Genomic DNA, 13,570 nt, shown 5'->3' with positions numbered 1-13,570 from the left:
AACAATGTTTGATGCGTCATTTTCACTCGCCACAAATAATTGATAATATTATTATTTTTACTAGATTCCTACAACTCCGTGCGAATTGAAACGCACGGAGTTATCGTCGTTTTGAGTGCGAAGAGCAAAGACCATATGCCCATCAGAATCGATCCAATTCGGCAGAGTTTTGCGTAAGTCATCGGTTTCCTTCATGACCAGCATGACCTCCCAGCCTCATCCGTTGGGACAAGAGCCATATCTCGATCCACCCTGAACAGAATTGCCTCATCCGCTGGCAAAGACTTGGCCTCATATGACACCAATATGACCAGGTTTTCCCTTGATGGAAGCGCTGTGCAATTTATCGTCATTGAATTGGGGAACCGTCATATGCCGCGCGTTTGAACCATTGCGGCCAGAGCCATCGAACCGCTGGAGGCGGCAGTCGATTTGGCATTTGTCGGGGGATAGGCAGGCCAAAGCTTCCGAAAAAATAAACGAAAACAAGGAGAGCAAAAGGATCACTGCTTCGATCTGAACCTGACAGGCTCGAGACGACACACAACAAAAAAGAGGGAACGAAATGAACAGACACTATTTTTGGCAAGCACCTCAATTTGCGCTGGCAATATGTGTCAGCGCAATATCGTTTGCGCCTTGCCTTGCACTTGCGGGAGGTTTTAGCCGTGGCGAGGCTGACACCGATATTCTCTTCACGGATGGAAACTATAGTTTACGCACCGGAGCTATATATGTTTCACCAAGCCGCTCATTTTCAACCCTGAACGGCGCACGTGCCTCTGATAAAGCCTATTCGGATGAGTTTTGGATACCAAGCGTCGCCGTCAAGGCAACACTGGGTTCCGGTATTGCCTGCGCTTTAACTTACACACAGCCATTTGGCGCATCTGCAACATATGGAAGCCAGGCGCAGAACGCTGAATTTACAACGGCTGTGAGCCAGGGATTGCCTCTCGTCAATCCGACCTCAAAAATGCAGTTTTCGACGGATGAATACGGTGCAACCTGCGATGTGCGGGTCGACGCAGGGCCGGGCCGCTTTTACATGATCGGCGGCGTCTTTCTGGAAAGCTTCGAGTACAAGGAAAACACCCTTTACGGTAACATTCGGTTGAAAGATGACGGTGCCTTAGGCTACCGAGTGGGTGCTGCTTACGACATTCCCGAATATGCCATGCGCTTCCAGCTCATGTACCGGTCACAAGTGTCACATGATGCCGAAGGAACCTTCACGCCGTCAGCGCTCGCCGCTGCCGCCGGTGTGACAGACACTGCACCTGCCAACGGAACCGGAACTCTGCCGCAGTCGATCAAGCTCTCTGCCCAGACCGGCGTGGCACCGGGTTGGCTGGTGTACGGTTCCTTGACCTGGACGGACTGGAGCGTGCTTCAGAATTTCAGATATGACGTCACCGGACTTGGCACCAGCAACAAGACTTTCAACTACAAGGACGGCTACACGGTCCAGATTGGTGTTGGTCATGAATTTACAGAAAAACTGTCTGGAACCATCAATGTGACCTGGGATGAAGGCGTCGGGACCGGAGCAGACATTACGACCGATACATGGTCGCTTGGACTAGGCGCAGAGTACAAAACCAAATTCGGTAAATTCGATCTCGGAACCTCCGTGTCTTACCTCACTGCCGGTTCTCAGAGCGTCAGCGCCGGAGCGACTTATGACGCAACCGCCAAGCATGATTGGGCGGTCGCCGTTGGATTGGGGTATCTGATCGAATTCTGAGCATGTCAATGGTCGCTCGGCATAGAACCCAAGTCTAAAAGGATCACAAACCTCTTCCGTCAACCCGGCGGAAGAGTGGGCCAGGTTTCGATAATCCGGCCTTTGGAAAGAACGTGAATTCCATCGAAATGTTGCAGCACCGCCTCGCTCTGCGTCGGGCGAAAGAAAGCAAAATCATCAGGCTTCAAGGCGCTTTCGTAAGGGAGAGCCATCATTTGCTGATTGGATGAAAGCCCCCAGATCTTGTTTTCCCGCATGCCTTTGGGAAAGGCCGGTTTGGCCATCCACTTGCCGCCATAGAGAAAACACCCCTTGCGCGGGAAAAGGCCGATAGCCTGCGTTAGGCTTGTCAGCCACGCAGGCCCCGGCAGGCGGACCTCCTCCACTTTCAACACAGGCGTGGCAATAAAGACGGCAGGCTGCACAGCCTCAAGAGACGGCATATCGAAATCCGTCGGCTTCAGGAAAGCCGAGCCCACAGAGACTTCATTCGCGGCACCGGCATCATGATAGGAAAGCGCGGTTTTACTGCCTCCCGTATTGGCGATGGCACATGCGCCTTCCGGAAATACCGAAACAAAGGCCTTGATACGCGAGACAACTTTCTCTTGTTCCGCAGCGCCTCCGATGAGACGAGCAACCTCGGGGATATGCGCCTCATAGCCGACAAGCCCCTCTATTCTCAATTCCTTCTGCTGAACGGCACGTGCGCAGATGGCAGCCAGCGCATCAGGCGTTTCGAACCCACCGCGATGCATGCCGGTATCCGTCTCAAAAGCTATTCTGATTGTTTGCCCCGCTTCGTGCGCCAATGCCGCATATTGGTCGAGCCGGTCCGGGCTATCGATCAGAAACACGGTGCGCCGCAGAAGATCTTCGACCAGATGAGGAGACGCGAGCCGCATCCAAGCCGCAAGCGCTCTTGTGGGAAGCGGTTTCCCGTACAGGATTTCTGCCTTCGGGAAAGCTTCCAATACGGCACAGGTCATTGGCAGATGGAAGCTCATCAGGCGCATCGTTCCGGCTTGTGTCAGAATGCGCTCAAGCAATGGGATCGATGACAGAGACTTATCAACGACCCGTAAGCCAAGACCCGGCGCGAGACCGCCCGCAATCGTGGCAATATTTGCATCGAGCCTGTCTCTGTCAACCACAAGTACCGGACGAAACGATTCGGCTTGAGAAAGCGCTTCGGAGAGCATCCGGAAATAGTCGGCTTCAGCCATTATCGCACCCCAAGCAGCGTCGCCATGTAAGGCGATATAAAGCGATTTTCGGGATCTATTTCGGACCTTATTTCCATCGCGTCCTTAAATCGCGGATAGATGCCGACCAGATCGGCAGCCCTCAGGTTATGCAATTTACCCCAATGCGGTCGCCCGCCCCGCTTGCGAAACACAGCTTCCGCAGCAAGGAAGAACGCTGCCGGATTTTCGCCGATGCCGTGATGAATGGCTATCGAACACGTGTCACGCTTGTAGAAGGGGCTTAGCCAGAATTCGTCGCCTTTGACGGTGCGGACTTCAATGGGAAAGTAGATCTCTGGAAAACGTTTCTCAATCAGTGCAATAATCTCCGCCAGAGCTCCAGCTCCCTCTTCGAACGGCAGATGATATTCCATTTCGTTGAACTTGGTCTGGCGGTCGGTGACATAGACCTTCATCCATTCACCCACCGCTTCCTCGTCGGACAGCTTTGCCATGGCATTGCCGATCAATTTGCGCCGCAAGCCGGGAAACCAGCGCAGTAAGGTCCTGAGTTTCTTCAGCGTCGCAATAGCGTCCTCGTCCTCCAAGGTGACTTGAAAATCACCCTGCCCGTCAGCGATATCCAATGTCTGAAAAACAGCATGATTGGCAAAGGGAACAAAGAAAACCTCCGCCGATCGATGGGCTGCCATCAGGCTTTCGAAGTTTTCAAGCGTATCGCCAATCGACAGCATTGTCCGCTTGCGGCGCAGATTATAAGCCGGGACATTCTGAAAGGTAACAGCGGTCAAGGCGCCAAAACTACCCAGCGTCACGCCGGTCGCATGGATCATCTCGTCATCGCGTCCGGCTGTAAATTCCCGGTGCATGCCGCGACCATCGATGAACTGCATGCCTTTCAACTGCGTATGATAAGCGCCCAGGCTAAGGCCCGAACCATGCGTTGCCGTGCCAAGCGCGCCAGCGACAGACTGTTTGTCGATATCGCCCATGTTGGGCAGCGCTTGACCGATCCCGGCGAGCAATTCCGTCAGATCGCCAAGCTTGGTGCCCGCTCCAATCGTTGCTGTCAGGGCGTCACTGTCATGATCGATCAAACCAGATAGAGCCGACAGATCGACAATCGTTCCAGGGGTCGAGACAAGCGGCGTAAATGAATGGCCCGAACCAACCAGCCTTAGCGGTCCCGTCGCCGAGCGGATCACATCCTGTAGCTCCTCCTTGGTCCTGGGACGAAGAATTGCTTTCAGTTTGGTCTCCACGCTGCCTGACCAATTACTCCACAACAGATTGTCGCCTGGAATCATCGTAACCTCCCCTGTTTATAAGAGTCCTCTTTGGCCACGCCGACAGGCAAGCCTTGAGGCCATATTCATGCAACTCCGATCATTTCTGCTTTCTCGCTGTGCGCCAGCATGCCCATTTGCTATGGTAATCGAGAAAAGCTGACACTGTGTCAATTTTTACTTTGGCCTATGTCGTGATTTTGTCAACGAGAAAGGGGAGCATGCCATGACGAGCGACCAAAAGACATTGCGGAGGCAGCCCCGCCAGGAGCGCAGCAGAGACCGTATTGACGATATCCTTTCGGCAGCAATGGAGCTCATTGGTCAAAAAGGCAGCGCTGCTGTCACCATGCGCGGCATTGCCACTGCAAGCGACATGTCTCTGGCGACCGTTTATCATTACTTTCCAAACAGAACCGCAATCATCGCGACCCTCTTTGAACGATATTCAGAGGGAACGCGCGAAGTCATCGATACGGCTCTTCAGGACATCCAGGATGCGTCTGGTATTGGCGATGCAGCGGAAATGATCGTTGATTTTTACTATAATCGCGTTCGCAGCGACCCTGCCGTGCAGGACCTTCTCGACGCCATTCACGCTGACAAGGCGCTGCATGATCTCGACATTGAGGAAACCCATAAGCAAGCCGATGAGTTCAGCCGGCGCACCGAAGGCTTTCTGGCGGAAAATTGCAGGCAGGAATACGCGCGTGCCGTCTATTTGCTGTTCCAACTCGCCAGCGCTGCAATTCGTCTGGCCTTGCATGAGAATGAAGAAAAAGGCGCCATGATCATTGATGATTATCGACGTCTCATCCGGGGCCGGTTCAGCCAATTCGAACAGCTATAAGATCGGCAATGGGCCGGCTATTCTGTGTTTTGACAGCAAACTGACGGACACCAATGGTGGACAATGTCTGTGTCGGAACACCCATAGCCTCACCAATAAACGCTCAGCATGGCGCTGTTTTCACTGGGGGAACACCGGCAAAAAGAGCTTGACATTTCTGTACTGTACCGTTTAGATCAGTTTCGGAGGGATTGATCTAAAAAGCGCCTTTGGGTTGCGATCAATCAAAGGAGGAGTTCACATGTCCACACAGTCGCGCAATATGCGCCCTATGCTTGGTAAGCCGTGCGTTGTCCGGCGCGGCCTTTCAGCTGAAACACCAGTCAACATAATTGACCGGATTGAATCGCGACGTCCGCGAAACGCCTAGGACAAATCATGACCCTATATGCCGACACCGTATCACGGTGAGCGGATTGGCGCGCCGACTTAGATGTCCTCATTGCGCTTTAGCGTCTTAAAATACCAGAAACAAAGGACCCCAAACAGTGAATGGATTCACAATTGTCAACGGCATCGCTGAAATCAGTGATCCTGCTATCTATAAAAACTGGCTTGACAACGAAGAGTTCAAAGCCGCGGTCGCGGCAGATCCATCGCCAGAGCGCACAGCGATCAAGCGGTTACTGATCGAGTTCGAAGCCGACCTTTCGAGAATCGTCCGTGACAATGTCGTGAAAGAGCGGGTCGTTGAGGTGATGACGAAGTACATCGCCGAGGACTACATCCAACACGACCCAAATGCATTCGGCCATGGCCGTGAAAAACTCATCGAGCAGTTCCGACTGGTGCCTATCGCCGGTTCGACGCCGCCGCCCGTGGTGAGCGTCATTCTCGACGGAGAGGTCGGTTGCCTCATGATGCGCGAACTCGCGCCGGATCCGGTCGTGCCCGGTGCGGTTTACGAGTGGAACATCCTGACTGTCTTCCGGGTCCACAACGGCAAGATCGCGGAACATTGGAGCACCTTCCGCAAGGTGGTGCCCGGTCAGAATCCAATGGGGAATTGAGAATACCGAAGCTGATCACAGGCCTGATCTACGGACGCAATATGGCCGGCTTCGCCGACATCGCCAACTAGAGTTTGTCAGGGAAAAATGGAACCCGATTTCCCCGAAAAGACAAACGAAACCAAGAGAACCGAGAGTTTGTTCGGTTCAATATGACCTTGACCGACTCTCGTAAAGTGGAGCAACCGATGACCTTGCAAAACAAACCACCTGTAGGGGGGCTTCCTCCGGAGTTTCCACCGCTGGCAGGAGGCCCTCCTCACCAGCCGAAATTTCCAGACTCGCCGTATCTCAGCGAGGTTGGGCGTCGGATACGCGACGACATCCTTGAGATGCTGCCGCTGTTGCGCAAACATGCGGCTGAGAGCGAACAGCTCGGCGCGCTTGCGCCAGCGACGCTGGAGGCCGTCGATCGCTCCGGTGCCTTCAAGATCACCATCCCGGTCGAGCTTGGAGGCTATGCACTGGGCGCACGCGATGCTGCGGAAATCGTCAAAGCGCTCGGCCAGGGCGATGCGTCCGCCGGTTGGTTGGTGATCGTCTCGAGCGCAGCCAGAAACGCTCTGGGCTTCGATCCAAAGGCCCGTGACGAAGTCTTCGCCGGTATCCAGGATTGGGTTGGGCCAATCATGTTTGGTGCCACCGTCTTCGCGCCAAAGGTTGGCGATGGCCGCAAGGTCGACGGAGGCTACATGGTGAAGGGGAAATGGTCCTTCGGCAGCGGTTGCAAACATGCTGCCTGGGGAGCCGTCGGTTTCGAATATGACGAACCGACAAGCGGCGCGCGTCTGCGCGCCATGGGCATCCTGTCACGCGACCAATATGAAATCGTCGATGACTGGCATGTCATGGGCCTGCAAGCGACAAATTCAAACAGCGTCCGGGCCGACGAGGAGATTTTCGTTCCCGACTACCGCGTCGTTCACACCAATGACCTGCCGCGAATAATGGATTCGTTGAAAGGCAAATATTCCGGCCTGGCTTTCAAGCACAGCCCGATTGGCGGCATGGTCGCCATGACATGCACTTTCGCGGCCCTGGCGGTCGGCATCGCGCAAGGCGCTCTCGACTCTTTCCTCGAACAGGCAAAGAAGCGGCCACCCTTCAACCTTCCCTATAAGACGATGTCGGAAATGGCTTCGATCCAAATGGTTGCAGGTAAGGCGCGTGCTGTCATCAACGGAGCGAATGCGGTTCTCTGGCGCCACGCCGACGAAATCGACCGGCGTGCGCTTGCAGGGGAAGAGTTTTTCCCCTGGAACGAACCCGAGATCACTATGGACCTCGTCCACCAGATCCACGAATGCCTGCGCGTGGTCGATGGTCTTTTGCTGGCACTTGGCTCGTCCGCTGTCGTCCTCAGCAATCCGTTGCAACGCGCCTTGCGCGATATCCATGTGCTGGCGACGCATGGTGCGTTCCGAATCGATCCAATGGCCGAAATCAACGGACGCGACATGTTCGGTCTCGAACCTTTCCCGATGATTGCCGCCCTGAGTTCACCTCCTCCGGGACCAGTTCCTACTGGTAAGGGTCCATCGCATATGCCCCCACCCGGCATGACACCTCCAGCAGGCATGGCGCCACCACCAGGTATGGCCCCCCCACCAGGTATGACACCCGCGCGAGGTTAAGCCTGTCTACCGGTCGCCATCATCAATTTCGGATAGCGCGGTCATCCCCGTCGGCGTCCGCCTTCACTGAGTTCAAGGAGTTCCGATGTCTCAAACGGATCTATCTATGGCGAAGGGGATTCCCACTACGCCCTATTCAAGTGGAACAATGCCGGCGCGCGATGGCGCTCCGCCGAAAGTCAGCTGGAAACAGTATATCGCCGACTTCGTAAAGGCCCCTAGCCGGGCAAAAGCGGCACTTATCGGTAGTCTTCTTCTTGTGGCCATGGGGCCGGCTGGCCTCTCGGCACTCACTCCGTTCGTGGTGCCCGCATTCGCGATGAAAACCGGGACGCCGCTGCCGGAAGCTATGCTGATGTTTGTCGCTTTGCCGCTGATTATCGGTCCGCTCGTCCTGCCTTTCGCAGGACAATGGGTCGATCGCTTGGGTGCCCGACGTGTCGCTCTTCCCGGGATCATCCTCTACGCACTTGTCACGGCGATCATACCACTTGCTGCGGGCAAGCTCTGGCTGATGGGAATACTTCTCGTCCTCGCGTCGATTTTTGGCTTCGGGTCCAGTTTGGGTATAGCGTTCAAGGTGATTTCCGAGTGGTTCCCCAAGCATCGGGGCGTCGGTTTCGGTCTTATCGGGGTCGCATCCAGCCTGTTCAGCGCAATTTTTTCTCCCCTGTTCCAATGGCTCGTAAACGGCAATGCGCCGGTGTCACTACCAATGATGCCGGGCATGGGCACTGAAGACCCATCCAAAGCCGCAGCGGTGGTTGCGGCCTTCGACCCCGGCATATATGCCGGGCTTGGCTGGAACGGCGCCTATTACGTGATCGCAATCGCGATCGCCGTCATCGGTATCCCCGCTGCCTTTTGGCTTATCTCCGAACCGAAGGTCAGTACGGCTGTGGACGTGCCGAAGACCGTGGATGTCAATCTGCCCGGCGTCCCGTTCAAGGAGGCAATTCCGACGCGCGCCTGGATCTCGATCACGCTGTTCATCGCATTCGCCGCCGCAGGGCCGATTGCCATGCGCCAGAACGCCGTGGACTTCTATGGCCAGACAGGTATCGATCCGGCAACCGTGTCTCTCGCGCTGTCCTTATGCTTCAGTACATCGGTTATCGGTTTGCTCGCCGCCGGAGCCGTCCTGGACCGGGCAAATCATCCCTGGGTGGTCGCGGTTCTCCTGGCGACGGTCCCGATCGGTCTGGCACTTGCCCTTGTCAACAGCGGCAATCCTGCGCTTCTCTATCTTTCCATGGCGCTTCTCGGTTTCGCAACCGGCGCAGAATCCACCCTCGGTCCGACATTGATCGCCAGGTATTTCGGACTGAAATCCTTCGCCGCCCTACAGGGTCTCAGCCTCGCGATCACCTCCCCGGCCCTGGCCTTGGCCCCATTCCTCGTCAGTGTGGTCAAGACAAGTTCGGGAAGCTACGTCGCTCCACTGCTGATACTGACTGCAATCGCCCTGGTCGCGGTCATTCTCGCCGCCATGCTGCCGAGATACCCAAAACCATGGGTGCTCCATCTGCCTTCGGCAGACACAGTGCCGGATCGGACGACAACGGCAACCTCGTAGGCCATATCTTGCTCAACCGGGCTAACCCAGCCGCAGGGCTTGTTTCACAATGCCAAGGGCCATTAAAAATGACCCTTGGCATTCCTTTGAAAATCCATCAAGCCGCTGATGCAGTTGAGGTATTTTCTCTCTTCAAGGCTGCAACGCATTAGTATCTTCAATGCCTTGACTTAAGAAGCGACCATGCGGTTCAAGCTACTTTCGCCAGGGGCATCATGTTGCGGTCGAAATAGATCAGCGGCAGCTTGTCCTTGTCACCGGATGCGACATGGACATTGCAGATGAAGATCGTGTGCGTGCCTGACTGCATTGTTTCATGCACAGAACAGGTGAAGCGCGCGCATGCCCCTTGAAGCGATGGCTGCCCAAGGTCGTCCTCAGTCCACTCACCAAGATCAAACCGCTTTTCCTGCGCAACCTTGCCGGCAAAGGCCATTGCGACATCCTGCTGGTCGGTGGCAAGGATGTTCAGCGTTAGCCTGCCATTCTGCTGCAAGAACGGATGCGCCGAAGCGGTCACGTTCACGCAGACCAGCAGTCGTGGCGGCTCCTGGCACACCGAGCAGGCAGCGGTTACGGTCAGCCCGGCCCGCCCGGCGGGACCATCGGTTGTCACCACTTTTACGGCTGCGGCCATCATAGCCATTGCGTCCTTGAACTGCACGTCATCCGCAGCCCCCATATGGATTATTTCAGACATTCCGTCCCTCCAGAGTTGACAAGCGGGGAGCCCAGCGTCGGCAGGCTCCCCTGCGACATTATTCAGCAGCAGCCTGGGTGGATTGGGAAAACGCACCGCGATGTGCCGCCCCGGGATGGTTGTCTGGAAGGCGCGGACCGCGACCGAACAGTTTTTGCCGCAAAGGGCCTTCGGCATAGTCTCGCTGGGCAAGACCACGATCCTGCAAGACCGGCGTGACGTGATCGATGAAGTCGATATAGGTGTCAGGATGCAATTGGCAGATCATGTTGATGCCATCAATGCCCGCATCCTGCCAAAGCGCCAATTCGTCGGCGATACTTTCCGGCGTGCCGATAATGCGGCAATTGTAGGAAAGCGCGTTCGCCACTTCCTTGACGGTAGCCTTTTCGCCATTTGGCTTGCCCATCTCGATCATGCGCGCGTAACCTTGCAGGCCATCGAGACCAGACTCATCGACCGGCTTGTCCGGGTCGAGATTGGAGAGATCGACACCCATGTCGCGGCTGACATGCGCGGCAAGGCCTTCATAGCTGACCCATTCGTCGATCTCCGCAGCCTTCCGCTCCGCCTCTTCCATCGTGCTTCCGACGACGAAGGACAGGCCCTGGATGAACTTGAGGTCTTCGGCACCGCGTCCCACCTGCGCCGCCACCGCCTTGGTGCCAGCAATCCCGATCCGGGCACCGTCGACATTCGGATAGAGAACGAAAGTTCCTTCTGCGTGCTGTGCCGCGAACTGGCTGCCACGCTTGGAGGCACCGGCCTGATAGAGCATCGGCGTCCGTTGCGGAGAGGGGCTGACCAGATGCGGCCCCTGCACCTTGTAACGGTCTCCGACATGATTGATGCGGTGCACTTTGGTATGGTCACTGAACACGCCGGTTTCACGGTCCGCGATCATCGCGCCGTCCTCCCAGGACCCTTCCCAGAGCTTGTAGAGAACGGACATATATTCGTCTGCCCAGTCATAGCGCTGGTCATGCGGAACGATCTTGTCATAGCCGAAATTGCGGGCGGCATTGTCTGTCACGCTTGTGACGATGTTCCAACCGATACGACCGCCGCTGATATGGTCGAGGGTCGAGGCCTTCTTTGCAAACGCAAAAGGATGCTCCGACAGGATCGAACTGGTGAAAACGAGACCAAGGTTTTTCGTGACGCCCGCAAGAGCCGCGCACAAGGTGAAGGTATCATTGCAAGGCATGTGGAGGCCTTGCTGGAAATAAGCATCCCACTTGCCATCATAGGCCGGATCGATGCCGAGAATGTCCGCGAAGAACATCGCGTCGAACCGCCCCTCTTCCAGTTTCATTGCCAGCTTTGACCAGGTCTCGAACTCATTGAAGCTGGCAAGCTGATTTTTCGGATGCCGCCATGTCCCGTGGTAGATGTGCGAGGGAACGTTCATCGTGAAGCAATTGAATATAAGCCGTTTGCGCATGTCTGCTGCTCCTGTTGATCTTTGTTGCTCCTCCCAAGGCAAAGACTATGAGACAGGTTGGCTTGCGTCTTGGCTGACAGTGAACACCGACTATGCTGACCGTGCAGGGGGCAGCCTTTCCACGTCGCAACACTGGCGTTTGCTTGCCCCTGTCAAAAGTTTATCATGGCTTGTCTTGGACGTTTCACGAGATAACTGGCATGATAATTGCTTTGTTTTTGGGGGTGATGCCCCTGGAGGCGATGGCATGGCAATATGGAACGCGAACGAAATGCCGGAGCGGGACCGCTTTCCCTATTGGAGGGAGGTTCTGTGCGAAGCCTATATTGCCCTCAACCCTACTCTTGAGGGCGAGCAGCACTTCAAGGGAGAGGTTAAGGCCAATCTTCTCGATTGCATCAACGTGACCACCATTTCCTCAAGCCGACAGAAGATCCATCGCAGACGTGTGGACATCAGCCGTATGCCGCACGAAGTCTATTTTCTCAATCTTCAGGTAAAGGGACAGTGCCGGATGATGCAAGGCTCCCGGGAAGCGCTGCTGGAGCCGGGTGATTTTTCGCTCGTGGATTCAACCGAGCCTTATCTCAACGATTACTGTAGCGATGACTGGACCCAATATTCCTTCCGCATCCCGCGAGCCATGCTCAAACCATTGCTGAAACAGGCAGACAAGCAGACGGCAATCCGCTTTACCAGTGCTCATCCCATAGCGTCCGTCGCCATCGACTATCTGAAATCGGTGGCGCAGAATGCGGAACACATCGGGTCTGCCTCGACGCCGATTGCAAATCATATCGTTGATCTGGTCGCGATGACGGCAGGCGTGTCCACACGCGAAGAAGACCGCGCCCGTGGGACACTCAGATCGCAACTTTCACGGTCGGTTATCCAGTTTATCGGCGCGCATGCCGCAGACCCCACACTGACCCCCGCCAAAGCGGCTCAGCACTTCAAAATATCGGTCCGCTACGTCCACCGTCTTCTTGAGGAGAGTGGCGAAACCTTCAGCCGACTGCTGCTCAAGCGGCGTCTGGAGCGATGCGCCGACGATCTGCGTGCCGAGGCCGCAATTTCGATCGGTGAGATCGCGTTCCGCTGGGGCTTCAACGACCTTTCGCACTTCAGCAAAACCTTCAGGCACCATTTCGGAGTGGCTCCTCGTGACTATCGGAGCCAGTAGGCGGCGCTTGCGGCACCGTCTACTGGCCGAAACAATCGACAATGACGCCCGTCTGTCTCACTCAACCAAAAGCCGACATCACCTGGTTGGATGATCTGTCCAGGACGGTGGAGCACCAACGACACCAGACAGAACACCACCGAGACCCGGCGCCCGCCCAAACGCCTCGCACGCCGTATTTTTAGGCTTTCCACCCAGCTGCGACTTCAATTTTTGTCCAGAGGGCAGGGAAAGATCCAGACCGGACGATTTCCGGCCTTTTACCAGTATCTCTGAGAACTGGCTGGCAAAGGAAGATGCGAGGCCATAGGCGTCACCGACTTCTGAAACACGCGCGGTATTGGTGATGGAATTTGCACCGCGGGACCAGACGATAGCCGCTCGTTGTGCACCTCTTGCGTCAACCGCCTCCGCCTCGACAGCCAGGCCACCCAGGCCGATCGGCAGGCGTGGGACACCCACGGGAAGAACGAAGGAGGTTCCCAATGTGACTGCGGTCGACAGGCCCGCCACCGCTTTGCTGGTCGGGACGATGTCGGTTATCACAGCGTGAACGGTGAGATCCGCCGCCTCTCCAGGACCAACAACCCGATACTTATCACTGAGATCGATACACATTGCGCGATCCAGAGCGTTGGAAACCAGCCTATCATTCCCGGCGTCGTGCAGCCTCGAAGAGGCCAGCGGCGACAACCGTGTGGGAGAAATGGAAACCGTTTGCGCCGCCAGGATAGCCGGGGTATCCGCGAAACTGCGCGATTTGCTGAAGCGACCTTCAACCGGCCCCAAGCCTTTATAGGTGGAGAGCGTACCGGACTGAGTGAGCGGAACGGAGCTACACCCAGCCAATGCCAGCACAACAAGGAGACCTGCCACCATCCCCTTGGCTGAATGACCATGGCAAAAGGGTGAGTTGGGAGCTTTGCTATCGG

Annotated in this window: 11 protein-coding genes; 6 read left to right on the top strand and 5 right to left on the bottom strand. The window is 55.9% G+C overall.

Annotation, left to right across the window (positions count from 1 at the left end; translation table 11 throughout):
* The first annotated feature begins 565 nt into the window (after positions 1-565).
* Complete coding sequence (locus ASB66_RS01735; RefSeq protein WP_060719530.1) at positions 566-1,747, top strand: OmpP1/FadL family transporter; 1,182 nt, start codon at positions 566-568, stop codon at positions 1,745-1,747.
* 59 nt (positions 1,748-1,806) lie between these two features.
* Here the strand turns inward: ASB66_RS01735 and ASB66_RS01730 are convergent, their stop codons facing one another.
* Together ASB66_RS01730 and ASB66_RS01725 are read right to left on the bottom strand one after the other, a co-directional pair.
* Positions 1,807-2,973, bottom strand: coding sequence for an alanine racemase (locus ASB66_RS01730; protein ID WP_060719529.1), 1,167 nt, complete (start codon positions 2,971-2,973; stop codon positions 1,807-1,809).
* Positions 2,973-4,262 carry a D-arabinono-1,4-lactone oxidase gene (locus ASB66_RS01725; RefSeq protein ID WP_060719528.1) on the bottom strand — a complete coding sequence of 430 codons (1,290 nt, stop codon included), beginning with the start codon at positions 4,260-4,262 and terminating at the stop codon, positions 2,973-2,975. Before ASB66_RS01725 ends, ASB66_RS01730 begins: the two co-directional genes overlap by 1 nt.
* Positions 4,263-4,467: 205 nt before the next feature.
* Between ASB66_RS01725 and ASB66_RS01720 the strand changes: the two genes are divergently transcribed.
* The 4 genes from ASB66_RS01720 to ASB66_RS01705 all read left to right on the top strand — a co-directional run bounded on the left by ASB66_RS01720 (position 4,468) and on the right by ASB66_RS01705 (position 9,311).
* Complete coding sequence (locus ASB66_RS01720; protein WP_060719527.1) at positions 4,468-5,091, top strand: TetR/AcrR family transcriptional regulator; 624 nt, start codon at positions 4,468-4,470, stop codon at positions 5,089-5,091.
* A 488-nt stretch (positions 5,092-5,579) separates the two neighbouring features.
* Positions 5,580-6,101 carry a hypothetical protein gene (locus tag ASB66_RS01715; RefSeq protein WP_060719526.1) on the top strand — a complete coding sequence of 174 codons (522 nt, stop codon included), beginning with the start codon at positions 5,580-5,582 and terminating at the stop codon, positions 6,099-6,101.
* A gap of 188 nt (positions 6,102-6,289) precedes the next feature.
* Positions 6,290-7,735 carry an acyl-CoA dehydrogenase family protein gene (locus ASB66_RS26975; RefSeq protein ID WP_267970770.1) on the top strand — a complete coding sequence of 482 codons (1,446 nt, stop codon included), beginning with the start codon at positions 6,290-6,292 and terminating at the stop codon, positions 7,733-7,735.
* A gap of 106 nt (positions 7,736-7,841) precedes the next feature.
* Entirely contained in the window at positions 7,842-9,311 is a 1,470-nt protein-coding gene (locus ASB66_RS01705) for an MFS transporter (RefSeq protein WP_234823911.1), read from the top strand.
* A gap of 190 nt (positions 9,312-9,501) precedes the next feature.
* Here the strand turns inward: ASB66_RS01705 and ASB66_RS01700 are convergent, their stop codons facing one another.
* Both ASB66_RS01700 and ASB66_RS01695 read right to left on the bottom strand, forming a co-directional pair.
* Positions 9,502-10,011 carry a flavin reductase family protein gene (locus ASB66_RS01700; RefSeq protein ID WP_234614268.1) on the bottom strand — a complete coding sequence of 170 codons (510 nt, stop codon included), beginning with the start codon at positions 10,009-10,011 and terminating at the stop codon, positions 9,502-9,504.
* 58 nt (positions 10,012-10,069) lie between these two features.
* The gene (locus ASB66_RS01695) at positions 10,070-11,455 is read right to left on the bottom strand and encodes an NtaA/DmoA family FMN-dependent monooxygenase (protein ID WP_060719523.1); all 1,386 of its coding nucleotides are present in this window, start codon (positions 11,453-11,455) and stop codon (positions 10,070-10,072) included.
* A 247-nt stretch (positions 11,456-11,702) separates the two neighbouring features.
* Between ASB66_RS01695 and ASB66_RS01690 the strand changes: the two genes are divergently transcribed.
* Positions 11,703-12,638: a helix-turn-helix domain-containing protein gene (locus tag ASB66_RS01690; RefSeq protein WP_060719522.1), complete on the top strand. Its 936-nt coding sequence runs from the start codon at positions 11,703-11,705 to the stop codon at positions 12,636-12,638.
* Between the two features lie 78 nt (positions 12,639-12,716).
* Here the strand turns inward: ASB66_RS01690 and ASB66_RS01685 are convergent, their stop codons facing one another.
* Positions 12,717-13,517, bottom strand: a complete 801-nt coding sequence (locus tag ASB66_RS01685) for a DUF3313 domain-containing protein (RefSeq protein ID WP_060719741.1) — start codon at positions 13,515-13,517, stop codon at positions 12,717-12,719.
* Positions 13,518-13,570: the final 53 nt, after the last annotated feature.

This window comes from Gillisella vitis, assembly GCF_001541345.2.
GTDB classification, from domain to species: Bacteria; Pseudomonadota; Alphaproteobacteria; order Rhizobiales; family Rhizobiaceae; genus Allorhizobium; species Allorhizobium vitis.
The sequence above is the reverse complement of the archived record's forward strand: the minus strand, read 5'-3'. Positions and strand labels throughout refer to the sequence as shown.

Bases quoted from the DNA above. Each gene is read 5' to 3' on its own strand.
- ASB66_RS01685 (WP_060719741.1), bottom strand. From the start codon at position 13,517: ATGGTGGCAGGTCTCCTTGTTGTGCTGGCATTGGCTGGGTGTAGCTCC.
- ASB66_RS01700 (WP_234614268.1), bottom strand. From the start codon at position 10,011: ATGTCTGAAATAATCCATATGGGGGCTGCGGATGACGTGCAGTTCAAG.
- ASB66_RS01725 (WP_060719528.1), bottom strand. From the start codon at position 4,262: ATGATTCCAGGCGACAATCTGTTGTGGAGTAATTGGTCAGGCAGCGTG.
- ASB66_RS01730 (WP_060719529.1), bottom strand. From the start codon at position 2,973: ATGGCTGAAGCCGACTATTTCCGGATGCTCTCCGAAGCGCTTTCTCAA.
- ASB66_RS26975 (WP_267970770.1), top strand. From the start codon at position 6,290: ATGACCTTGCAAAACAAACCACCTGTAGGGGGGCTTCCTCCGGAGTTT.
- ASB66_RS01705 (WP_234823911.1), top strand. From the start codon at position 7,842: ATGGCGAAGGGGATTCCCACTACGCCCTATTCAAGTGGAACAATGCCG.
- ASB66_RS01690 (WP_060719522.1), top strand. From the start codon at position 11,703: ATGGCAATATGGAACGCGAACGAAATGCCGGAGCGGGACCGCTTTCCC.
- ASB66_RS01720 (WP_060719527.1), top strand. From the start codon at position 4,468: ATGACGAGCGACCAAAAGACATTGCGGAGGCAGCCCCGCCAGGAGCGC.
- ASB66_RS01695 (WP_060719523.1), bottom strand. From the start codon at position 11,455: ATGCGCAAACGGCTTATATTCAATTGCTTCACGATGAACGTTCCCTCG.
- ASB66_RS01735 (WP_060719530.1), top strand. From the start codon at position 566: ATGAACAGACACTATTTTTGGCAAGCACCTCAATTTGCGCTGGCAATA.